The organism is Ferruginibacter yonginensis, from assembly GCF_042651465.1.
Taxonomy (GTDB): Bacteria; Bacteroidota; Bacteroidia; order Chitinophagales; family Chitinophagaceae; genus Ferruginibacter; species Ferruginibacter yonginensis.
Map to the genome: position 1 here is coordinate 930,514 of NZ_JBHSCZ010000001.1, position 24,739 is coordinate 955,252.

General features: G+C 34.6%; 17 protein-coding genes and 1 tRNA gene. 8 read left to right on the forward strand and 10 right to left on the reverse strand.

The features are described 5' to 3' along the window. Positions 1-101: 101 nt before the first annotated feature. Genes ACFOWM_RS04160 through ACFOWM_RS04170 form a run of 3 tightly spaced genes read right to left on the reverse strand, consistent with a single transcriptional unit; the run spans position 102 to position 3,441 of the window. Entirely contained in the window at positions 102-449 is a 348-nt protein-coding gene (locus tag ACFOWM_RS04160; RefSeq protein ID WP_379707422.1) for a cupin domain-containing protein, read from the reverse strand. 37 nt (positions 450-486) lie between these two features. Further along, positions 487-2,676, reverse strand: a complete 2,190-nt coding sequence (locus ACFOWM_RS04165) for an alginate lyase family protein (RefSeq protein ID WP_379707423.1) — start codon at positions 2,674-2,676, stop codon at positions 487-489. 18 nt (positions 2,677-2,694) lie between these two features. Beyond that, a complete protein-coding gene (locus ACFOWM_RS04170; protein WP_379707424.1) occupies positions 2,695-3,441 on the reverse strand; it encodes an SDR family NAD(P)-dependent oxidoreductase in 747 nt (248 codons plus the stop codon). A gap of 294 nt (positions 3,442-3,735) precedes the next feature. On the opposite strand from ACFOWM_RS04170, the gene ACFOWM_RS04175 reads away from it, so the two are divergent. Both ACFOWM_RS04175 and ACFOWM_RS04180 read left to right on the forward strand, forming a co-directional pair. Then, the gene (locus tag ACFOWM_RS04175; protein WP_379707425.1) at positions 3,736-4,767 is read left to right on the forward strand and encodes a LacI family DNA-binding transcriptional regulator; all 1,032 of its coding nucleotides are present in this window, start codon (positions 3,736-3,738) and stop codon (positions 4,765-4,767) included. A gap of 10 nt (positions 4,768-4,777) precedes the next feature. After that, entirely contained in the window at positions 4,778-7,036 is a 2,259-nt protein-coding gene (locus tag ACFOWM_RS04180) for a polysaccharide lyase 6 family protein (RefSeq protein WP_379707426.1), read from the forward strand. Between the two features lie 57 nt (positions 7,037-7,093). On the opposite strand, the gene ACFOWM_RS04185 is transcribed toward ACFOWM_RS04180, so the two are convergent. Beyond that, a tRNA-Asp gene (locus tag ACFOWM_RS04185) sits at positions 7,094-7,167 on the reverse strand. Between the two features lie 169 nt (positions 7,168-7,336). Between ACFOWM_RS04185 and ACFOWM_RS04190 the strand changes: the two genes are divergently transcribed. Genes ACFOWM_RS04190 through ACFOWM_RS04210 form a run of 5 tightly spaced genes read left to right on the forward strand, consistent with a single transcriptional unit; the run spans position 7,337 to position 14,516 of the window. Beyond that, positions 7,337-8,308 (forward strand): acetyl-CoA carboxylase carboxyltransferase subunit alpha, encoded by a 972-nt coding sequence (locus ACFOWM_RS04190; protein WP_379707427.1) that lies wholly within the window; start codon positions 7,337-7,339, stop codon positions 8,306-8,308. A 35-nt stretch (positions 8,309-8,343) separates the two neighbouring features. Continuing rightward, the gene (locus tag ACFOWM_RS04195; RefSeq protein ID WP_379707428.1) at positions 8,344-9,312 is read left to right on the forward strand and encodes a Gfo/Idh/MocA family protein; all 969 of its coding nucleotides are present in this window, start codon (positions 8,344-8,346) and stop codon (positions 9,310-9,312) included. A 12-nt stretch (positions 9,313-9,324) separates the two neighbouring features. Further along, a complete protein-coding gene (locus ACFOWM_RS04200; protein WP_379707429.1) occupies positions 9,325-10,722 on the forward strand; it encodes a sugar transferase in 1,398 nt (465 codons plus the stop codon). 57 nt (positions 10,723-10,779) lie between these two features. Continuing rightward, on the forward strand, positions 10,780-13,596 hold the full coding sequence (locus tag ACFOWM_RS04205; RefSeq protein WP_379707430.1) for a M1 family metallopeptidase: 2,817 nt from the start codon (positions 10,780-10,782) through the stop codon (positions 13,594-13,596). A 2-nt stretch (positions 13,597-13,598) separates the two neighbouring features. Continuing rightward, entirely contained in the window at positions 13,599-14,516 is a 918-nt protein-coding gene (locus ACFOWM_RS04210) for a hypothetical protein (RefSeq protein WP_379707431.1), read from the forward strand. Here the strand turns inward: ACFOWM_RS04210 and ACFOWM_RS04215 are convergent, their stop codons facing one another. The 5 genes from ACFOWM_RS04215 to ACFOWM_RS04235 form a co-directional block, all read right to left on the reverse strand. Beyond that, complete coding sequence (locus ACFOWM_RS04215) at positions 14,517-15,191, reverse strand: 2-C-methyl-D-erythritol 4-phosphate cytidylyltransferase (protein ID WP_379707432.1); 675 nt, start codon at positions 15,189-15,191, stop codon at positions 14,517-14,519. A 9-nt stretch (positions 15,192-15,200) separates the two neighbouring features. Further along, positions 15,201-16,151, reverse strand: coding sequence for an isoaspartyl peptidase/L-asparaginase family protein (locus ACFOWM_RS04220; RefSeq protein WP_379707433.1), 951 nt, complete (start codon positions 16,149-16,151; stop codon positions 15,201-15,203). 34 nt (positions 16,152-16,185) lie between these two features. Next, positions 16,186-17,187 (reverse strand): bifunctional heptose 7-phosphate kinase/heptose 1-phosphate adenyltransferase, encoded by a 1,002-nt coding sequence (locus ACFOWM_RS04225; RefSeq protein ID WP_379707434.1) that lies wholly within the window; start codon positions 17,185-17,187, stop codon positions 16,186-16,188. Continuing rightward, on the reverse strand, positions 17,184-18,611 hold the full coding sequence (locus ACFOWM_RS04230; protein ID WP_379707435.1) for an APC family permease: 1,428 nt from the start codon (positions 18,609-18,611) through the stop codon (positions 17,184-17,186). Before ACFOWM_RS04230 ends, ACFOWM_RS04225 begins: the two co-directional genes overlap by 4 nt. Positions 18,612-18,744: 133 nt before the next feature. Further along, complete coding sequence (locus tag ACFOWM_RS04235; RefSeq protein WP_379707436.1) at positions 18,745-19,347, reverse strand: OmpH family outer membrane protein; 603 nt, start codon at positions 19,345-19,347, stop codon at positions 18,745-18,747. 221 nt (positions 19,348-19,568) lie between these two features. Between ACFOWM_RS04235 and ACFOWM_RS04240 the strand changes: the two genes are divergently transcribed. Next, positions 19,569-20,477 carry a DUF6515 family protein gene (locus ACFOWM_RS04240; RefSeq protein WP_379707437.1) on the forward strand — a complete coding sequence of 303 codons (909 nt, stop codon included), beginning with the start codon at positions 19,569-19,571 and terminating at the stop codon, positions 20,475-20,477. A 341-nt stretch (positions 20,478-20,818) separates the two neighbouring features. On the opposite strand, the gene ACFOWM_RS04245 is transcribed toward ACFOWM_RS04240, so the two are convergent. After that, on the reverse strand, positions 20,819-24,535 hold the full coding sequence (locus ACFOWM_RS04245) for a M4 family metallopeptidase (protein WP_379707438.1): 3,717 nt from the start codon (positions 24,533-24,535) through the stop codon (positions 20,819-20,821). Between the last annotated feature and the right edge of the window lie 204 nt (positions 24,536-24,739).

The following is a 24,739-nucleotide window of genomic DNA, read 5'->3' on the forward strand; positions in this document are numbered from 1 at the left end:
AAATTATTTAATTTTCTAATCATGCTACTAATTATGGTCAGTAATTAGTAAGCTTTGGTAATATTTAATTAAAGCCTGTTTTGGTAAAGGCTTTGTGTTGGTTATTTTAAAAAATCTTCTCTCATAGGGCTAAAAATATCAATCAATACACCGGCTTCTTTGCAAACTGCCCCATGCCAAATATTTGATGGTACATAAAAAGCATCGCCAGCCTTTAATATCTTTTTTTCGTTATTAATTTCAACCTCAAAAACGCCACTTTCAACATGTGAAATTTGCGTATGAAAATGTTGATGTACTGTACCAATGGCACCAGTTTCAAATGAAACCCTTACTACCATTAAGTTATCATCATAAGCCATTATTTTTCTGCGAAGCCCTTCCCCTACTTGTTCCCAAGCAATATCTGTATCATTAATAAATACATTTACAACTTCATTCGTATTCATAAAATCGATTTTAAATTTTTATTTATTGTGTGAATCATTAAAAGGATTTACCATCATACAATACTGTATAAGGACCAACCCATTTGATATTAATTTGATTGTTTTTTATTTGATGTGTAGCGGTTGTACTAAAGTCTTTATTACTTTGTATTAATTGTAACTTTTTGCCAGCTATTGTTATAGCAACAGCTGTATAATCTTGATTATTTTCTAACAAGTTAATAGCTGATACACTGCTATATGAGTTAGATGAAAATTCATTGACAGGATCATAGTTTCCATGAATTTCAACCACATTTACAAAACACTCATTACTACCACTTTTTCTAATAATCATTGATGGTTCAGTACGAATATTAAAGTTTGGATCGTTTGCACCGGTATTGGTGAATAATATGGTTGCATCGCCTTTTATTAATGATGATACGGTGTAATACGATTGTTTATTTAAGAAGGTAAATTGAGCAACTGTATCTTTCACTTGTGCTGATGCAACTTTCCATAAAAATTGATAACCTGCTTTTGTGCCTAATGTTTCTTGCTTTTTTGTATTAGCAGTGTATTTATAATTGGTGCTTATAAACTGTCCTTTATACTGAAAAGGCAAATCATATTGATGTGTAGCACTAGCATTTACATTAAATAAATCAACCACTATTTTTTTAGCGTTAGGTAATACAATAACGTAAATACCTCGTTTCATTGCTACACCTGGGTACGCATTATTTTCTGCTGCCAAAGTGTATTGAATATTGGGATTATTAATAGATGAAAATAGTTTTTCAGAATGATAAGCCTCACCCAATTTTGAATCGCCTTTAAAATGGCTCTCTTCATCAACCACCAACGTATTATGTGCAATGGTTTGCGAAGCGTATGAAGTATTTTCTGGCAAATAACGACCACCGTATTTTTGTTCAATGCCTATAAACCTTGCTGAGCCATAGTCTTGTAAAATTTCATTTCCTTTATCAAATAAATTAATATTCAATTTATCAAAATGCCCATGCCCCATACCTTGAGCGGTGTATTTAAATACCATACTAGTAAGGTCATCATTTTTACCTACACGTAAAACACTAACACCGCCTTCATCACCATTGATACCATCAGTACTTTCAATGGTTTTGTATGGAAAATAATTAGGTATATTTTTTCTTGTTGCAATAGCAGCAGCAATATCAGCACCGCCTCTATGAAGTATTACACGGTTTTGCTTTTTAGCAACAGTAAGTAAACCTTCATTAGGGCCATAGGCTTTCCAAGCAATATCTATTGCAGTAACCAATTCGTTGGTTGTGTAATTTTTATCTTTAATATCATCGTTCAAAGGGAAAAATGTACCATCTAAATTGGTTTGTTGTAAGCAGGTTAACAAAGCTTTTTGTAAGATGTTATTGCGGTGTTTAAAAATTTGCAAACCGGGTTGGGTATTGTTTAATGCATTGGCAAAAAGTATATAAGGTAAAATAGCATAACGAACGTAATACGGACCTTCAGTGTAATAACCATCAGGAGAAAATAAATGATTCATTTGTGCTATAAAACCGCTTTTGCCATTTTTGTCAGAACCTTTTAATGCCATTTCAACATAGTCATTATTATTAGTTGCAATACCAATAATACCCACACCAGCGCAAGCCCACACGGCATGGTTATGCAGCAAATCAAACCATGTTTTTAAATCTTTTGTAACAAAATCAACCTCTGGTTTAAACGCCCCATCTTCAATTGTGGTACGTTCAGTTGGCGTTAATGAATTATAAATTAAATCATATGCCAAACCTGAGTACACCATCCAATTCGCATCGTTCAACGCTTGCCAAAATAAATGTCCTGGCGAAGCACTGGTTGCTTGTGGGTGATTTTTTAAAGTAGGATTTAGTACAGCATATTTCAACAACATCTCCTTTACTAATGTTGCGTATGCTACCTTACCTGTAATATTATACAATACACCGCTGTTAAACATCAGCATATAATTATTCTTATGTCGATCATGTGTATAACCACCTGCTGGGTCTTTAGGGAAAGGCACATCAACAGATTTACCTAAATAAGCATCCACCTCAGCCTTTACACTATTAAACGATTGGGTAAGTAATGGATATTTGTTAATACCCGACTTAACTGCAACAATATCAGCATTATTAAAAAACGCAATAGGATGCTGAGCTTGCGAAACTGCAAACGTTAATAGAAATAATATAGATAATATAATACGCATTTGTTTCATTGTGTGCTTTTAAACAAAGTAAGTTCCGCCATTAATTTCAATACTCTCTCCATTTATAAATGAAGCAGCATCACTTGCTAAAAATAATACCAAAGCGCCCACCTCTTCTGGCTTGCCTTCTCTACGCAAAGGTGTGGCTGCTGCTACGTTTGATCGTACTTCTGGTTTTGTAAAAGTGTTATGAAAAGTAGTGTTAATCATACCGGGTGAAACACAGTTCACTCTTATACCTTTAGGACCTAACTCTTTTGCCAAGCCCTTGGTTAAAGTTAGTACCGCTCCTTTAGCACTTGCATAAGCAATAGCACCAAAGCCGCCACCATCTCTAGCTGCTTGCGATGAAAAGTTTACAATAGCTCCACCATTAGTCATGTGTGGCACCACTGCTTGTGTTGCTAAGAAAACTGATTTTACATTCACATTCATTACTGCATCCCAAAATGTTTCATCAATATCTTGCAATAGTTTTCTCCCCATTATACCGCCAGCTACATTCACTAAAATATCAATAGTATTTCCGAAAGACACTGTACATTGTTGCACCAAAGCAGCTACATCTGCTGCAACCGTCATATCACCATAAGCAATAATACCCTCTCCACCTGCTTGCTGTACCATTGCCAGCGTTTCATCAGCCAAAGTTTTGTTTCCAAAATAATTAATGCAAACCTTAGCCCCAGCAGCAGCTAATTGCAAAGTTGCTGCTCTACCAATATCCCTTGAACCGCCTGTAATAATGGCTACTTTTCCTTTCATATATTTTTAAAAAATAAAATTGATTTAATAATAATTCGATGATAAAATGATAACGTTAAAGCAACGAATACCTTTTTACTGAATGTAATATTAAGGTTGAAATAAGGGCCATGCATTTTTTTACTACATTACATAACATTAAATTTTTTGATTAAATATTAAACAGTCGTTATAAAATTGAAAAATTCATTGAATATTGTCTAATATTTTAAAATCGGCAACGTTTCCGGCAACGCTTCCGGTATTTTCAATAACCGATTAGGTTAGTTTTACCAAAACAATAATTTTACAACAGTGAATAAGCCAGCAACCATAAAAGATATTGCCAAGAGTTTAAACATCTCCATCTCAACTGTTTCAAGGGCATTACGTAATGCACCTGATGTAAATGTTGAAACAAAAAATGCAGTGATGGCATTGTCAGAGAAGCTCCATTACCAGCCCAATAAGTTGGCTTTGAGCCTACGACAAAAACAAACACATACCATTGGTGTTATTGTACCCAATTTAGATTATGTGCTGTCGATGATGGTACGGGGCATTGACGAAGTTGCACTCGAAGCAGGCTACACGGTAATGGTTTGCCAAAGCAACGAATCATTTGGTAGAGAAATTGTAAATACCAAACGCTTGTTAGAAAGTTTGGTTGATGGGTTTATCGTATCCGTATCAAGCGAAACAAAAAACTTTGACCACTTTAAAAAGATTAAAGAAAGGGATTTGCCCATGGTGGTGTTTGACAGAATTACACCACATTTACAAGCACCAAGCGTACGATTAGATAATGAAGAAGGTGGTATGATCGCCACAGAACACTTGTTAGAACAAGGGTACAAACGCATTGCTATTTTGGCTGGACCAGAAAATTTAGGCGTAAGTAATAGCAGGATGCAAGGCTACATCAATGCCCTAAAAAAACATAAAATTAAAGTTGATACAGATTTAATTTTTCATTGCGATTTTAACCAAGAGTACGCCTACTTTGCAACGCAAGAATTACTGTCAATGAAAAAACGACCAGATGCCATTTTTACCATCAGCGATAGAATGGCCATTGGCGCTATGTTAGCTATTAAAAAGAAAGGCCTGCGCATGCCAGACGATATTGGTTTGGTTGGCTTTAACAACGAACCAGTTGTAAGCTTGGTTACACCCAGCATCACCAGTGTTGAGCAACCATCATTTGAATTAGGAAAAGTAGCAGCAAAATTGTTTATTGAAACCATGCACAATACTGAAAACATGGATCATGTTGAAAAAATTTTAAGACCAAAATTATTTGTTCGAGCATCATCAAACCGAAATATAAATCATAACGAAACATAAAAAAATTACTATGCTAAAAACGTGTATTGCCTTAATTGTGTTTGTATTAACAGGCTACCAAAGTGTTGCAAAAAAAATAGTGGTAAAAAATAATACTGAACTGAGCAGTGCTAATGAGATTGCTCAACCAGGCGATGAAATTATTTTACAAAATGGCACATGGACGAACGTACAAATAAAATTGAGTTGCAATGGCACAGCGCTACTGCCTATTTATGTGAAAGCGCAAACACAAGGCAAAGTAATCATCAATGGCGAATCAGCCTTATATGTAGGGGGGGCTTATATTGTAATTGATGGATTGTTATTTACAGATGGATATGCAGCAAAAAATGCTGTAATAAATTTTAGAATAAATAATGATAAAGTGGCTACGCATTGCAGGGTAACCAATACCGTTATTAATGATTACAATAACCCAAAAAGATTAGACGAAAATTATTGGATTGCTCTGTACGGACAAAATAACCGCATTGATCATTGTAGTTTTTTGAATAAAAAAAACATGGGTGTTTTATTAGCGGTAATTTTAAATGATGATAGAAGCAGAAAAAATTACCACGAAATTGATCATAACTATTTCGGTATTCGTTTGCCATTGGCCTCAAACAGTGGTGAAATAATACGCATAGGAGTTTCTGAACATTGCGAATTTTATTCAAACACTCAAATTACTGATAACTTATTTGAACATTGTGATGGCGAAACAGAAATTATTTCTGTAAAATCATGTGGTAATCTTATTAAAAATAATGTGTTTAAAGAGTGCCAAGGAGGTGTGGTGTTAAGACACGGCAATAATAACATTGTGCTTAAGAATATTTTTTACGGTAATAACAAAACAGGCACAGGCGGTGTAAGAATCATTAATAAAGGACAGTGGGTAGTAAACAATGTGTTTTACAACTGTATTGGTGTGGGCTTTCGTTCTCCTATGTCAATCATGAATGGCGTACCAAATTCTCCAGCGAATCGTTATTTGCCCGTATCAGAAGTGGTTGTAGCCAATAATAGTTTTATAAATTGTACACCCATAAGTTTTTGCGAAGGTAGTGATGCTGAAAGAAGTGTTCCTCCTAAAAATGTGCAATTCATCAACAATACATTTTACAGTAATACACAAAAAAAATTGTACAACACGTTTGATGATATGAGTGGTATTACGTTCGCAGGCAATGTTGCAAGTAATTTTTACAATCAAAAATTAATGAATGGTTTTGCTACGGACATACTATTGTTAAAAAAAGTGTCATACATAGCAATACCTTATTCAAAAGGCGTTTTCAATAATGTAGTTAGTGATTCGTTACAAATAATTAGTGAACAAAAAAATATACCAATACTCAACAAAAAGCCCGGTGCATTTAATGAAGCGAATATGGTAGCAGTAATTAAAAATGCAGCAACAAATTGTGGCACAATATGGTTTAAAAAAGACGATATAAATGTTGTACAACTTTACACTCGAATACTTTGTAAAACTACTGATGATATTAAAAATGCCATAACATCAAACAATCAACAAAACATTGAAATTGTATTAACAGCAACCAACTACAATTTTAAAACCCCTATTCAAATAACAAAAAATACCATCATTACAAGTAACCAGAAAAATAGCATTAACCTTATTTTCAATGATACTAACGCAGCTTACTTACTCGAATTAAAAGCCGGTAAAAGTTTGCAATTAAAAAATATCAATCTCAATATTGCAATGGTTACTAGTAAAGCTTTTGTAGTGACTGACACAAGCCAAAGTAGCCACCACAATAAATTTTATGTAGCGAATGCTCATTTTAGTAATGTTGTTGCCACTTTTTTTAAAGCATCAAAAACCAATGTGTTAGATACCGTAAAAATCAATAACGTAACATTTAACAATAGCCAAGCTGCATTGTTTTTATTTAATGATGAAACAGATGAGAAAGGATATTATAATGTTGAAAATTTAATTTGCAGTAACAATACTTTCAATAATATTAACGGAACTATTTTAAGCGTATTAAGAAGCGGTAAAGATGAGAGTACACTTGGCCCAACCATTACTTTCACCAATAATAGCATTAACAATGGCAACACCAATAATCCAATCATTCACTTTGAAGGCGTACAATTTTCAACCATCAAAAACAACGTATTTAAAAATGCAAATACCAATGGTACACTTATACAGTATAAAGATGCAGTAAGGGCACAACATATTATTAAGTATAACCAATACCTTCAATCAGGCGCCATCATAAAAAATAAATATGTGACAGAGTAAATAGTTTTAAGAAAAAGGAATAAACAAAAAAAGCCGCTCAAATTGAGCGGCTTTTTGCGGACTGGACGGGACTCGAACCCGCGACCTCCGCCGTGACAGGGCGGCATTCTAACCAACTGAACTACCAATCCAACGACCCTAAACCTGATTACCACTTTTGCAAGTCGTTTTCCGTTTTCGGGAGTGCAAAGATAAGGAAAAAAATATTTTACAAACAAAACTTTCTTAAAAAAAATCTAAACATTACTTTTACAATAATATTAAATCATTGAAATTTTTATTTAAAGGTAAAATTATTTTATGCCACAACTAAGTAACAGGCAGTTTCTTGAATTTGAAAAGCCGATTAAAGATTTATATGATCAAATTGAGCAACTCACTATAACACAAGAGAAATCAAAAACTGACATGAGCAGCGCAATTGAGTTGTTGCAACAAAAAGTTATTGAAGCAAAACAAAATATTACAGCGAACCTTACTCCTTGGCAAAGAGTACAAATGAGCCGCCACCCAGATAGGCCATATACTTTAAAGTACATTGAAAAAATGTGTACCAACTTTATTGAATTACATGGTGATAGAAATGTAAAAGATGATAAAGCCATGGTAGGTGGTTTTGGACAATTGGATGGTGAAACAGTCATGATTATTGGTCAACAGAAAGGTAATAATACCAAAACAAGGCAAATTCGCAATTTTGGTATGGCTAACCCCGAAGGTTATAGAAAAGCTTTGCGATTAATGAAGTTGGCTGAAAAATTTAATAAGCCTATTATTACTTTAATTGATACGCCAGGTGCGTTCCCTGGTTTAGAAGCAGAAGAACGTGGCCAAGGTGAAGCCATTGCAAGAAATATTTTTGAAATGATTAGCCTAAAAGTACCAGTTATATGTGTAATTATAGGTGAAGGTGCTAGTGGTGGTGCCTTAGGCATTGGTGTAGGCGATAGAGTAGTAATGATGGAGAATACATGGTATACTGTTATTTCGCCAGAAAGCTGCAGCAGTATTTTGTGGCGCAGTTGGGACAAAAAAGAAACAGCCGCTGAACAATTGAAATTAACGGGTAAGGACATGCTTTCTTTTGGTTTGGTTGACGAAGTATTGCCAGAGCCAATAGGTGGTGCACATTGGGATTATGATGGTGCTGCTGCAATTTTAAAGTCGTATCTTTTAAAAACAATACAGGAGTTAAAAAATGTACCTGCACAAAAAAGAGTGGATGATAGAATTGCAAAGTTTGGAAAAATGGGTTTTTGGGAAGAAGCATAAATAAAATGCCTCCCTTGTTCAATTAAAAAAAAAGTATGCTAAAAATAGGTGTAATTGGTGCCGGTCACTTAGGAAAATTTCATTTAAATAATTGGATGGAAATTGAAGGAGTAACCGTTGTAGGTTTTTGTGATACAGATGATAATAATGCAAAATCAGTTATTGAAAAATATAAGATACCTCGTTTTGAAACTACAGAAGCCTTAATAGATAACTGCGATGCAGTTGATATTGTTGCACCTACTACCTACCACTACGAATTGTGTGCTTTAGCCATACGAAAAGGCAAACATGTTTTTGTTGAAAAGCCACTTACCAACACAATGGATGAAGCTAAGGCTTTATTAAAATTATCGAAAGAATCTAATTTAAAATTTCAAGTAGGGCATGTGGAGCGGTTTAACCCTGCATTTGTTGCTTTAAAAGACCATGTAATTGAACCTGTTTTTATTGAAGTACACCGCTTATCGCAATTTAACCCACGTGGCACAGATGTGAGTGTAATTTTAGATTTGATGATACATGACATCGACATCATTTTACATTTGGTAAAAAGCAATGTAAGCTATATTTCTGCCAATGGCGTTGCAGTTTTAAGTGATACACCAGATATTGCCAACGTTCGAATTGAGTTCGATAATGGCTGTGTGGCTAACCTTACAAGCAGCCGTATATCAATGAAGAAAATGCGTAAAATGAGGCTGTTTCAGAAAGATGCATATATAGGTATTGATTTCCTTGATAAAAAAACTGAAATTATTAGCCAAAACTCAACCACAGATAAAAACGTATTTACTTTCGATATTGATACTGGCAAGGGTAAAAAAACGGTGGCAATTGCAAATCCGATTGTTTTGGATACCAATGCTATGAAAGAAGAATTAATTGCGTTTAAAAATGCCATTATTAACAACACCGAAACACCTGTTACCGTAGTAGATGGTTACAGGGCTATGGAAGTTGCACATCAAATTTTAGATAAAATTAAACAAGCCAGTCGTTGATTATTTTTTAATTTGAAACAACCAAGAGTACATATCAGCTGGTACATATTTACAGATACCATTGTAGCCGTATTTACTTGGATATGTTTTTATATTTTACGTGCCAATTTGTACGAATACCCCTTTAGCATCCCATCTGGCTTTTATGTAGGGTTGTTATTATACACCATTGGCTGGATTGGGCTACATTTTATTACAGGTACCTATCAAACACTTTATCAAAAATCAAGGGTTAATGAGTTTTTTAAAACGATCATTGTTAGTTTAATAGGTTGTTTATTTTTATTATTTTTCTTCATTTTAAAAAACCCAAAAGAAAATAATTACGATTATTATTCTGAATTTTTCTTACTGCTTTTTCCGGTTATAATTTGTAGTTGTATTGCTCGATTATTGTTTTTAGGATATACCAAAAAACAATTACTACATAAAAAAGTTTTTTTTAATTCATTACTCATAGGCTCGGGTAAAAAGGCAGCACAATTTTTTAGAGACTTTATTAATGCCGATGAAAATGGTGGTTTTGTATTAACACATTTTATAAACTTAAATGGAAAAAATGTAGCATTACCTTCAACAAAAATCAAAACTTCAAACAACATTACTGAAGTCAATGAAATTATTGCACATAATAAAATTGAGGAAGTTATTATAGCGGTAGATAGTAATGAAAGACAATTAATAACTGAAATATTACAACTCCTCATCAACCAAAATGTTAACATAAAACTTACGCCAGATACGTTGGATATAATAAGTGGTGCACTTAAAAACAGCAATGTAATGGGTGTTCCTTTAATTGATGTACACTTTGGCCAAATGCCGCAATGGCAACAAAATATTAAACGGCTTACAGATATTTTCTTATCCTTAATGGGAGGTATTTTAATTTTACCAATTTTGTTTTTTGCAATCGTTCGATTAAAATTATCATCACCCGGCCCCATCTTTTTTTTACAAACAAGAATTGGATTTAAAGGAAAACCATTTACAATGTATAAGCTTCGGTCAATGATGGTAGATGCTGAAAAAGATGGACCAATGCTGAGTAGCGACGATGACCCCAGAATTACACAATGGGGTAAAGTAATGCGAAAATGGCGATTAGATGAGCTACCACAACTTTGGAATATTTTGAAAGGCGATATGAGCTTTGTGGGACCGAGGCCAGAAAGAAAATTCTATATTGATCAACTTATTGCCATTAAACCAGAGTACAGTTATTTGTTTAAAGTACAACCGGGCTTAACAGGTTGGGGTATGGTAAAATTTGGCTATGCTAGCAATATTGACGAAATGATTGAAAGAATGCAATACGATTTAATATATGTTGAAAACGTATCGCTGCTACTCGATTTAAAAATTATGATTCATACCATCCGCATCATCTTGTCGGGCAAAGGTAAATAGTACAACAACTTCACTCACAACCATAATATTCAGTATTTTTGAATAAACTGCTTTGTTTTGAAAAAATTAATACTGTTTATACTTTTAGTAGTAACATACCTACATGGCAACAGCCAAAAAAATTATTGGCAACAACAAGTAAATTATACAATTGATGTTACCTTAAATGATGTTGAAAATACATTGAACGGTAACATACATATACAATACAGCAACCATTCGCCAGATACTTTATCGTTCATTTGGTTTCATGTATGGCCCAATGCTTATAAAAATGATAAGACAGCTTTAACCGACCAGTTTTTAACCAATGGTAGTACTGCTTTTTATTTTGCAGAAGAAAATAAAAGAGGTTATATCAATCAACTCAATTTTAAAGTTAATAACAGCAATGCGATAACGGAAGATCATCCTACCCACCAAGACATCATCAAACTTTTATTACCTAAACCGATAGCACCTAGTGAAACAATCAATATTACAACCCCATTTCGAGTAAAACTACCTTACAATTTTTCGAGAGGAGGTCATGTTAACCAATCGTATCAAATTACACAATGGTACCCAAAACCAGCTGTGTACGATGCTACTGGTTGGCACGAAATGCCTTACCTTGATCAAGGTGAATTTTATAGTGAGTTTGGTAATTACGATGTAAAAATTACTACACCTAAAAACTATGTGATAGCCGCCACTGGTGAATTGCAAAATACCGATGAAAAAAATTGGCTAAAAGAAAAAGTGGCAACTACTAATGCATTTATAACACCTAAAAATACCGAAGCATTTGAAAAGATAATGCAGTTTCCTGCATCGAGTAACGAATATAAAACACTTCAATTTGTACAAAATAATGTACACGATTTTGCTTGGTTTGCCGACAAACGATTTTTGGTGATGTATGATACCATACGATTAAAATCAGGAAAAAATGTAGATGCATTCTGTTATGTTTTACCAAACAATTTCTACTACTGGAGCAACAGTTTACAGTACACTAAGAATGCCATTCGTTCAAAAAGCGAATGGATTGGCGAATACCCTTTTAATGTGGTACATGTTGTAGATAATGCAGCCAACACAAACGGTGGTATGGAATACCCTACTATTACATTATTAACTGCAGCGAAAAGTAAAAAAATATTAGAAGATGTAATCAACCATGAAGTTGGGCACAATTGGTTTTATGGTATTTTAGCCAGCAATGAAAGGGATTTTCCTTGGCTTGACGAAGGTTTTAATACCTATTATGACAATCGTTACAACGCTACCTATAGCAATACAACAACTGAAAATAATTTTTCATCAAAAAAAATACCTGACGATTTTAACGAGTTAATATTAGCTTCTTTATACGCTTTAAAAAGAGACCAGCCCATTAATACTGCTGCTGAAAAAATGAATAATGTAAATTATAATTTTGTCACTTACGGTAAAACAGCAAAATGGTTAGCACTTTTAGAGCAAAAACTTGGAAAGGCCAATTTTGATATATTAATGCAAACATATTATTCGCAATGGAAATTTAAACATCCATCACCTGCAGACTTTAAACATATTGCTGATAGTATTGCCGGCATTGATTTGAAGGAACATTTCGCATTACTTAACCAACAAGGGCCATTATTAGCAAACACAAAAAAACAACTACAACTCACAGGTTTTTTCAATTTAAAAAATACTGATAAAAAACACTACATATCAATATTACCAGCTATTGGAGCTAATTATTATGATAAACTAATGGTGGGCACTTTAATACATAATTATAATTTACCGCCATCTAAATTTCAATTTTTAGTAGCACCATTATATGCAACGGGCACAAAAAAACTTAATGGTATTGCAAAAATGAATTACAAATACATTACTACAAGCTGGGGCAACAATGTAAATATTGGTGTAAACGCAGCTTCATTTAGTTATGGTAATTTTAAAGAGACAAACGGCAACAATACACCTTTAAGATTTAGCAAAATAGTACCTACTATCCGTTACAATTTTTTAAGTAAAAACCCATTAAGCAAAAAAACTGCTTACATACAATTCAAATCATTTTTTATTCGTGAAACCAACGTTTTATTTAAAAGAGATGATGTAAACAATGTAGATATTATAACGTACCCAATTACAAGTAGAACAGTTAACCAATTACAATTGGGTATTGCAAACAACCGCATATTATACCCCTACCAAGCACAGTTACAAGCAGAACAAGGTGATGGTTTTGTTAGACTGGCATTTACCGGTAATTATTATTTTAATTATGCAAAAGGTGGTGGTTTACAAGTACGATTTTTTGCAGGTAAATTTATATACACTGTTGACAAAACTTTTATTAACCAATTTAAAACAGAACAATACCATTTAAACCTTACCGGACCAAAAGGTAGCGAAGATTATACCTACGAAAACTACTTTTTTGGAAGAAGCGAATTTGATGGTTATAGAAGCCAACAAATTATGAATAGAGATGGATTTTTTAAAGTGCGTACAGATTTACTAAGTAGTAAAATTGGTAAAACAGATGATTGGCTTTCAACCATCAACTTAACTACAGATGTACCAAAAGATATAAATCCACTTCAATTATTACCAATAAAAATACCGTTAAAAGTTTTTATAGATATTGGTAGTTATGCTGAAGCATGGAAACAAAATAATAATACGAGCAAAGTTTTATATGATGCTGGCTTACAAGTTTCATTATTAAGAAATTGTATCAATGTATATATACCTCTATTGTATAGCAAACAATACAGCGATTATTTTAAATCAACCATTCCTGAAAAAAGATTTTTAAAAAATATTGCGTTTACGATAGATGTGCAAAATTTATCACTACGCAAATTTTTACCAGCCGTTAATTTTTAAAAATGTTGCAGTTAATTCAACACCAACATATTGATTTTGTTAAATGGGATAACTGCGTTAAAAATGCACACAACAGTTTACTATACGTTCATTCTTTTTATTTGAATATCGCTAGTAACAACCAATGGCATGCTTTAGTTTTAAATGATTATGAAGCGGTAATGCCTTTAATTTATAGAAAAAAATACGGCATTAGTTATTTATACCAACCGGCATTTTTACAACAAACTGGTATTTACAGTGCTGTGCAATTGAGTAAAACTGATCAGCAAAACTTTATAAATAAAGCTATTGGATTATATAAGTTTATTGAAATTAATATTAATTACAACAACGAAATAAGTAGCATTGAACATTTATATATAGCACAAAAAAATAATTTTATTATTGATTTACAGCAGGGCTATAGCGTTATTAAAAAAAATTTCAACACAATTTTTAATAAAAATATAAAGGCGGCCAATAATAAACAGCTACAATATCAAGAGTGTAATGATGCCGACGCTGTAATTGATTTATACGAACAACTTTATGCAAACAGGGTTACTTCTTTTAAAAAAAGTGACTTTGATTTTATTAAAAAGATAGCTGCTCATGCTGCTTTGCATTATCAATTAATTATTAGAACAGTAACATACCAAAACAATACAGTAGCAGCAGCATTGCTGTTAAAAGATGATTATCGTTTATACAACATCATATCATGTATTACAGCGCAAGGCAAAAAGCTTTGCGCTAATCACTTTTTATACAATGCGTTAATTAAAGAATTTGAAGGACAACCCCTTATATTAGATTTAGAAGGATCGGACGTTAAGGGAATTGCTGCATTTTACCAATCAATGGGAGCAATCAATCAACCCTACACTTTTATAAAGTATAATCAACTACCTAAACTCATTCGCTTAATAAAAAAATAATTACTCAGCGGTTTGTAACATAGCTGCTGCAAAAATTAAATCAGCAGGTTGGGTTATTTTAATATTGGCAGCATCACCTTCTACCAACATTACTTTAAGGCCAAAAGCCTCTACAACATTGGCTTCGTCTGTAAATTTATCTTTATAGTCTATTTTAAAAGCAGGTAATAAAATTTTACCATGAAATGCTTGTGGGGTTTGCACCAATTTAATTAACGAACGATCAACGGCTTCATTACCATCATCAACCAAACGGCGTAAACTATCTTTACAATCAACAACAGGTATGGCTGAGCCAAACTCCAAAACAGCATCTAAACAACGTTGTAATAAGGCACCACTTACAAGCGGACGAACAGCATCATGTACAAAAATGACACTATTTTCATCTTGCACCATTGCCAAACCATTTTGAACAGAGTGAAAACGGGTACGACCACCTGTTACAATATCAATTCTACTGTAGTCAAAAAAAGCATCAATAATTTCTTGTCCGGCAGCAATATGTTCTTCAGGTAATACTAAAATTATTTTACAATCAGGAAACTGTTGTAAAAAAGTGTTCATGGCATAATACAATACTGGCTTACCATTTAACAATAAAAATTGCTTTGGCACAACACTATTCATTCGGGTACCGTTGCCGCCAGCAACCAATATTACATATTTCTTCATCAAAAAAACTTAATCTTTATAAATACCAATTTTTCTTTCGCCTGTGCTTTTTTGCATAGCCCTGTACATACCAGCACTATTAAACATCATGGCTACATTACCTTGTGCATCAACACCTATCATACCACCTTCGCCATTCAAAGCAACTAATTTTTCATGTACTACTGCATGCATTGCATCATGCAAACTCATGCCTTTATACTCCATATGAGCAGCTACATCATAAGCGGCAACTGCTTTTATAAATGGCTCACCATGACCTGTACAACTAATACCACAGGTTGCATTATTGGCATAAGTGCCTGCACCTAACACTGGGCTATCGCCAATACGACCATACTTTTTGTTAGTCATACCACCAGTACTAGTACCGGCGGCAATATTACCATCCATATCGCAAGCCACAGCACCCACAGTTCCAAATTTTTTATCTTTCATTAATTCTTCTAAACCTTGGTGGGTATGGTCTAACGAATAATTATCACTATCCCTCAATGCCTTCCACTGATCGTACCTAAACTGTGAGAAAAAATATTCATCGGGCTCTAATTTTATACCTTGTTTAATAGCAAAATCATTGGCTCCTTTTCCACTTAAAAAAACGTGGTTACTATTGTGCATTACTTCTGCAGCCAATTCGATAGGGTTGCGAACATTACGTACACCTGCTACAGCACCTGCTTCTCTATCTTTTCCATCCATAATAGCTGCATCCATTTCTTGCACCCCTTTTTTGGTAAATACAGCACCACGACCAGCGTTGAACAACAAATTATCTTCTAACACAACAATAGCAGCTTTTACCGCATTAACAGCTGAACCACCTTGCTCTAATACAGCATATCCAGCATCTAAAGCCTCTTCTAACCCACGTGTATAAGCAGCTTCAAGCTCAGGTGTCATATCTTCCTTTAAAATAGTACCAGCGCCGCCGTGAATAACCAATGAATATGGATGCATATAATTTTTATTTTACAAAGCAATCAACTTGCTTTTAGTTAGTTAATAATAATTTACATTCTGCCATTAATTTGATTTTATCAATCGCCACTGTACCTACCTCTTCGCAAACCAAACCGCCTGCAATATTAGCCATTTCGGCCATTAAACGAATATTTTTTGATGCTGCATATACTACCGAAGCAACAGCAATAACGGTATCGCCTGCACCACTTACATCAGCAATGGTACGTATATGTGTTGGTATAATAGCTTGCTCGTTATCTGTTTGGTAAAATACCCCTTTTTCTGACAAAGTGATGAATGAAATATGATGCTGCAACTGAGCATACAAAGCCTTGTGCATATCTGCCAATAATGTTGCTGAAACATCATCTCCCAAAATACCCAACCCTTCTTTCGCTTCATGTAAATTGGGTTTAAAAATATCAACCCCTTTGTATGCAAAGAAATTTTTCTTTTTAGGATCAACGGCCGTAATAACGTGATGTGCCTTACAAATACTGATGATTTGTGGAATTACAAATTCTGTTAACACACCTTTATTATAATCTTCTAAAATAACCAAATCGGGTTGTTCGTTGGTAACATATTGCGTAAATGCCTCAATAATTTGTTGGGCTTCGGCAATACTGAGTGGGTTAGTTACTTCGGCATCTAAACGCATCATATGCTGGTTTCTGCTGATGATGCGTATTTTATTTGTAGTAATACGTTCGTTACTACTACATAAGTAATTGGTTTGAATACCATTTTGTTGCAACAATGATTTTAACTGATGCCCTTCATCATCATTACCTGTTATACTAATTACATGAATAGCGGCCCCCAATGCGGCAATATTGAGTGCAACATTGGCTGCACCACCAATACGTTGTTCTTTTTTTGTGACTGCCACTACTGGCACAGGCGCTTCTGGTGAAATACGATCAACCTTTCCCCACCAATAAGTATCTAACATTACATCGCCAATTACGCCAATTTTTAGAGAAGTAAATCGTTCAAAAAGTGTATCAAAAGCTTGCGCTTGCATCATAAAGATTGTTTGTTGTTATTTGCGACTGCAATATAATAAATAGGGATACCAACTAAAACAATTCCTAAACCCCAACCTGCATAAATAGGTTTATAATAAATGAGCAAGGCACAAAAACTAATCGCCATTATAATGTAAAGGGCTGGTAATATTGGGTAGCCAAAGGCTTTGTAGGGACGCTCCATATCGGGCCTTTTTTTACGTAAAATAAAAATACCGGCAATGGTTAATGCGTAAAAAAGTACCACCACAAAAGAAATCATATCTAACAAATCGCCGTACTTGCCACTCAAACATAATACACTAGCTACCACACACTGAATCCACAAAGCAAATTCAGGTACATCATTTTTATTAAGCGTACCTGTTTTTTTGAAAAACAAGCCATCTTTAGCCATCGTATAATATACCCTTGCACCAGCTAAAATCAACCCATTATTACAACCAAAAGTTGAAATCATAATCATAACAGCAATTACGTACGTACCTACATCGCCAAAAATGGCTTTACTGGCACTCACCGCAACCCTATCTTGTGGCGCACTAGCAATATCTTGCAATGGTAACACACTAATATACATTATATTGGCAGCCACATAAATTAAGGTAACAATGAGGGTTCCAAAAAATAAACTTAACCCGATATTACGTTGTGGGTTGCGTACTTCACCAGCTATAAAGGTTACGTTGTTCCAAGCATCGCTACTAAATATGGAGCCCACCATGGAGGCTGCAATGGCACCCAACACGGCACTACCTGCAACGCCACCTAATACAGTACCATCTGCACCACGGTTTACCATTTCCCAAGGATTTTGCCAGTTGGCATTCCAAATACTTGATTTTGCAGCTAATAATAATCCGAAAATAATAAGTCCGAATAAAGAAAGCAATTTCACCACAGTAAAAGTAGTTTGTATCATTTTACCACTTTTAATACCGTTGGTGTTTATCCAAGTAAGTAATACAATTAATAATATAGATACTATTTGGGCGGTATAAATGTTGAGCCCCAATATTTGAAATAGGATATTGTTATCGTTTAACTCTAACGCAGGTATAAAATACCCGGCAAATTTTGAAAACGCAACTCCTACAGCAGCAATAGTGGCAGTTTGTATAACTGCAAAAAAACTCCAGCCGTATAAAAAGCCCGCCAAAGGGTTGAAGGCTTCTTTGAGGTAAACGTATTGTCCGCCAGCTTTAGGAAACATGGCACTTAATTCACCATAACTTAAGGCAGCGGTAAGTGTCATAAAACCTGTTAATAACCAAACAGCTATTAACCAACCAGCACTGCCCACGTTACGGGTAATATCTGCACTTACAATAAAAATACCAGAGCCAATCATAGAGCCCGCTACAATCATGGTAGCATCTAACAAGCCAAGAGATGGCTTAAAAGCAGGAGTGGTTTCGGTCATATTTATATTTTAGTAGCAATATAATACCAAATAAATTGAAAACCATGTGTTGCCCAACTGATATACATTGGTTTATAAAAAAACTCCGATAAATTTTTATTTATCGGAGTTTTTTTATGAGTAGGTTTTAATACTATTTCTTTTCTTTTAAAACATCGTTCATACCTGCTACAACTTCATTGGTGATGTTTAAGGTAGTGTCTTTATACAGCATATAATCAAACCCAGTACCAATGGTTAAAATGTATTGGTACTTTTTATCTTTATTGTATTCAGCCAAAAAATCTTTCAAGCGTTTTTGAATATCATCCATAAACTGATACGATTTATCACTTAATTTTTGAGTTGCAGCTTGTTTACGCTCATCAATTTGTTGTTGTTGTTGGTATAACTCATTTTGAAACTTTTCAGCCTCTTGTTGGGTAATAGCATTACCTTTTTTTAAGAATTCATTTTTACGATTTTCAAGCCCTCTGTAACCATTTTGCCATTCACTTTCAATACCTCTTTGCTCAGCTTCTAACTGTTGCCTCCGTGATTTTATAAATCCAATTCGTTCATTTAATGAATCTAACTCTACAAAAGCAATGTTTCTTGATGTCAAACCATTGTTATTCGTAGGTGCATTAACAACTTTACTTGGTGTTGTATCACTTTTACCGCCAAATACTTTTATATATAAAAATACCACTGCTACCAATAACACCACATTTAAACCAATAGAAAGTTGCTTCATTTTTTTTAATTTATAAGGCTGCAATATAATACAAACAAGCATTACAGCTCACATACACTTACTTTTTTTATGATTGTATTAACCCAATAAAAACCATATTATAAAGCATCAAATCATCATATATAACAACGCCCCCTTTTTTACCCAAATGTTATAAAAAATAAAAAACAGTCATTACATGCAACCTTTGGCTTTTATAAGCGTCTAATTTAAAACTTACAATGATGCAAACAACATATATAAACAGTAAATACCTCACAAAACCCTTAATGGTATTGCTTTTAATGAGCATTAGCACTATGCCATTATTTGCACAACGCAATTTTAACCGTTCTCAAAAAAGTGATAATAATACTTTTAAAAGAAACAATACACCGAGTAATGATGCCTCAAACAAACGATTTGCGTATAAGCGGTACAATGAAAACACTGCAACTAATAGGAATGGTAATAATGCTGCGGCAATTAATAATAACAGCAGGCTGAATAACAATAATGCCAACCGTTTCAACAATTATCGCCGCTCAAATAACAGCAGCATCAATAATACGGTAGTAAACAATAATACAAGCAACAGTTTCTATCGTGGAAATAGCCGCAGGGTGGTCATTAACAATACAACTGTAAATGTGTACAACAGCCCCGGAAACTATGCTAGGTACAATCTTCCAGTTTATAGAGCAGGTAACCCCAATTGGCGTTATGGGTACTTGCCTCGTCGCAACACTTATTACAGCAGTTTGCCTGCAAATTATGTGAGCATCAATTTTGGTGGTGGCATTTTTCGGTATTACAACGGCATTTATTATAGACCTTACAATAATTATTTCACCGTAATTGCACCACCAATTGGCATTAGAATTAGGGTGTTACCAATTGGTTATCGTCGCATATATGTACGCAATTATCCTTATTATTATTTTAATGGTACTTATTACGATTATGACCAGCCAGCCAATGAGTATGCAGTAGTGGCACCGCCAGTAGGTGCCATTGTAGAGAGCTTACCTGATGGGTTTGAAACCGTTACCATTGATGGTGAAACTTATTACACAGCTGATGGTGCACAATACAAACCTGTAGTGCAGGATAATGGTGAAATTTGGTATGAAGTCATTAAGACGAACTAATATAAAAACCATGCTATTAAAAAAGCCCCTTACCAGTTTTGGTGAGGGGCTTTTTACATGCGTACATATGGCGGCTGTAGTTCCGGCTATTCGCTGTACCTCCGCTGCTGAAGCCGCTTCGGTGCCGCTACTATCCGGCAGCCTTTCATTAGAATAGCTTTTTTGAACAAGTCAATAACATCTACCATTCAAATATTACTAACTCACCATTTCTAATTCATCATTCTTAATTAATCATTCATAATTCTTAATTCCCAATTCATCATTCTCAATTCCCAATTCATCATTCATAATTCCTAATTCATCATTCATATTTCCTAATTCATCATTCATAATTATTCCTACTCCTTCAAAAACTTCGTTGTTTGCACCAATCCCTTTACGTTAGTTATTTTAACCACATACATCCCTGCCGCTAAAGCTCTCGTATTGATAGTGATTTTTCCATTAATGATTGTTGGTCTGTAACGCATTATTTCTTTACCAGCAAAATCGTACACCACTACATTTTGTAAGTTGTCAATATTATCTAAGTAAATATGCATTATATCTTTTACAGGGTTAGGCACTACGGCAATACCACTTTTTGCTCCAGCAACAACGGTTACAATCGGTGAAAATTTCGATTGCCCATCTACATCTATAGATTGTAATCTGTAATAATGAATGCCGTTACTCAATTGTTTATCTACATAACTATAGGTAGCTCCGCTTCCATTTACACCTAGTGCAGGGGTATTATAAATAGTATTGAACTGTAAGCCATTATTACTTTTTTGTAATGCAAACGAAGCACTGTTAATTTCGGCACTGGTTTGCCATTTTAATAATGCATCATTTTGTTGTTTTGTACCCGTAAATGATAATAATTGAACGGGCAATACTGTCAAATTATCAAACATAACAAATTGCGAAAACCCTGTAAAAGTAGCTGTGTATGCAATATAACCTGTAGTGGCCGTTTGATCGTTAATGCTAGTAGGAGCCACAACCGTACTGTTGGTGTTATTGATTACATCGGTATTAATATTTACACCATCAGCTACTTTTAAAAATACCAAGTTGCTTTTATTAGCACCCCAAATGGCAATTTCAGCAGCCGTTAAATAAACGGTAAGTTGGTACGTGGCTGTTGGATTAGCAACCGCAGGTGTTACTTGTACAATTTTTTGTGATCTAAAATAGTTGGTGCCATTTACTGTAAACGATGTTTTGGCGTTACCCACCGCTGTTACATTAGCGGTAACACAACCTACATCAACACTAGCATTTTTTATACTACATACCAATTCACTATCAGTAGTACTATATATAAATACTTCACTGCCTGATGGTACATATTCTGATTTACCCTGACCAGCACTTGCTTCTACCTGTGTTTTAGTAACCACCCTTGTTCCGGTTAACAATACATCATCAATACTAAATGGCGGATTAGTACCTACTAAATTATCATTCACCCATTCAAAACCTAAACGGAAAGAAGTGTTACTAAATATTGAATCAGGTAATGAAATGGAATAACTTGTTGTGTTGGTTTTACTCAAAAATAAATCTGGCAAATATTTGAATGTACCGCCATTAATTGAATAAATAATATTGCCATAATCATAAAAACCGTTAGCATCTTGCTCACCCAAGCATTTGTAATTAAAGCTAAACTGTGCATTTTTCAAATTAGTACCATCTATACTTGGCGTTATCAAATAAGCATCTGATGCTACCGAATTTGTATAAGCCAATGGCTTTGTGGTAATATTATTGGTAATATAAGCTCCCTGACCAGTACCTACTGTACCCAAACTACCCACCGTCCACACATTCGTACCGCCAGAAAATAAACCACTCGTCCACCCTGTTGGTAAAGTACCACCTGCAGTTCCAAAGTTTTCATTGATCAATGTAACAGCAGTGTTTGATGATGTACCAAACGATAGTGCAACATCATTATCTACTATCGTAATAGTATTAGTTTGGTTACTTGCACCTGCAACAGCATTACCACCATTGGCATTAATGGTATAACCCAAAACAATATTTTCATTACCCTCTACAATGGCATCGTCATAAATAGTAACTGTAACATTTTGTGTGCTGTTGGTATTTGCAGGGAATGTTATACTTGCCGGACTAATATCAAAATCTTTACCTACCAATGCAGTACTACCTGTGGTTGTAAAAGTAACAGTGGTATTTTGCGTAGCGTTCGCATCTAACCGCAACGCAACGCTAATAGTTTTACTAGGTTTACAAGTATTGCTGGCAACAGCTTCTGTAACAGTAGTGGTTGCATTCATAAAATGAACCGCAGGTGTACAAGTAGCGCTATAAACAGCGCCCACACCTACGGCATACCAAGCGTTGGTAGTAGCAATTACTTCTGGTGAACATGCACCATACAATGTAGTTGCAGCAGTAATTGAAGCGGTTCTTGCGGTAGCATGTGTGGCACTAGCTGTTAACAAAGTTTCAGTGAGGTAGGCAATTTTTTCAGACTTACTAAACCCTACGCCAGTAACATTATAAACATTGCTATTATCATTGGTGCCTGTTTCGCCAACTGTAAGTACATAAAACCATTTATTTAATACCCCACTATTGGTGTGCACACCACCATTATCGGCAGCTCCTGTAGCCCACAGCGTACCAAGGTATGTATCGGGCTGTCCTTGAGCATTCGGGTTTTTCATATCTCTCAACGCTAATCTGTTCGTGCCTTTGATCCAACCGGGAGTAATTTGTTCGCCAATTAAAAAAGGTTCATAAACAGCAGCAGTGGGGTCCACCCTATTTTCTAAACAAGCCGCCCAAATATCACTAAACCCTTCATTCATAGCACCTGATTCATTTTGATACGTAAGGTTAGATGTGTACGAACAAATAGCATGACCAATTTCGTGAGCACATACATCTAAACTAGTTAAAGGTTTAAAACCTGTAGTACCACTGGGTGGCACATTACTACCATCTCCATAAGTCATAAACAGTCCGTTCCAATAGGCATTATCAAAAGCATTGGCAAAATGCACATAACTAATTATTTTGCCACCGGCATTATCATAACTGTTTCTATTATGTACATCTCTCCAATAATTATACACTTCGGTAGCACCCCAATGGGCATCTAATGCAGCATTATCTTTGTTAGTATTATTAAACTCAGCGGTGGTCCATGCATTGTTAGCATCAGTAAAATCAACCGCTGCACCGTAGTTAGTACCTTTTTGCATATTGTACGTATCAATACCAAACATATTACCGTACGAACTTCTTAACCTGTATAAAGTGCCATTAAAATCAGTGGTAATACTTTTATTTCCGCTATAACGAGTATCAGCGGTACCATTCGCATTAACATGTTTAATGATGTCATCTTTAACCAAAACGGTACCATCTAAGGCATCAATATAAATATTGGTTCTGCTAATTGGTTCGCTAGCATACACATCAAAATGATAAGCCAAACGAATGCCTTTGGCATGAAACATATCATTGACCAATACCAATGTAGGTGTTGGTTTTTCTGTGCTTATGAGGTCACCCATATTTTTTTCTTGCCACATATAACGCTGTGCCCCAATGTTGGCAACCGCTTGTTGCAAAGCAGCATCAGCCGTAAGCAAAGGCGTATTGGCTACGCTATTTTTTATAGCAGCTACTGATGCATTTACAAAACTGATATTACCATGATCAATTAAAAAAACAATGGTACTGCCCGTTACTTTTAATTGATGATACAATTGTTGGTAACGAATAACCTGTACATCGTTATTAATAACAGTGCTATTCACAAAACTATAATCGCCATAATTGGTAAAATAACGAGCCAACACTGCATTTACATCTTTTTGCTTGTAAACAGCTTGTTGGGTTTTAAATTGAATAGTTTGTACAGTTTTAAAAACAGGATCCAGCTCGTAAGCATCCACCGCAACATCATCCTTCAATAATTTTTCTAAAGGGCTTAATCTTGTTTCTTTTAAAAGTGTATTTTGTGCAAATACAGGTAAACTCACTGTAATGCATACAGCTGTTAGTAGTTGGTAAAAATATTTCATGTAATTGACTGTTATATGAAATAAAATTACAATAAAAAATGCAACTTAGTATACCATAAACATGGTACTGGTTAGGTATTGGATTATTGATAGTTTCAATATTTTATATTTAGATTGAAATAATTGCAGCAATAGGCTTAGAACCGCTTCGCTTACACTTTAGATAGTGGGGACCTTTGACCTTGAACCAATATATGAAAGTAA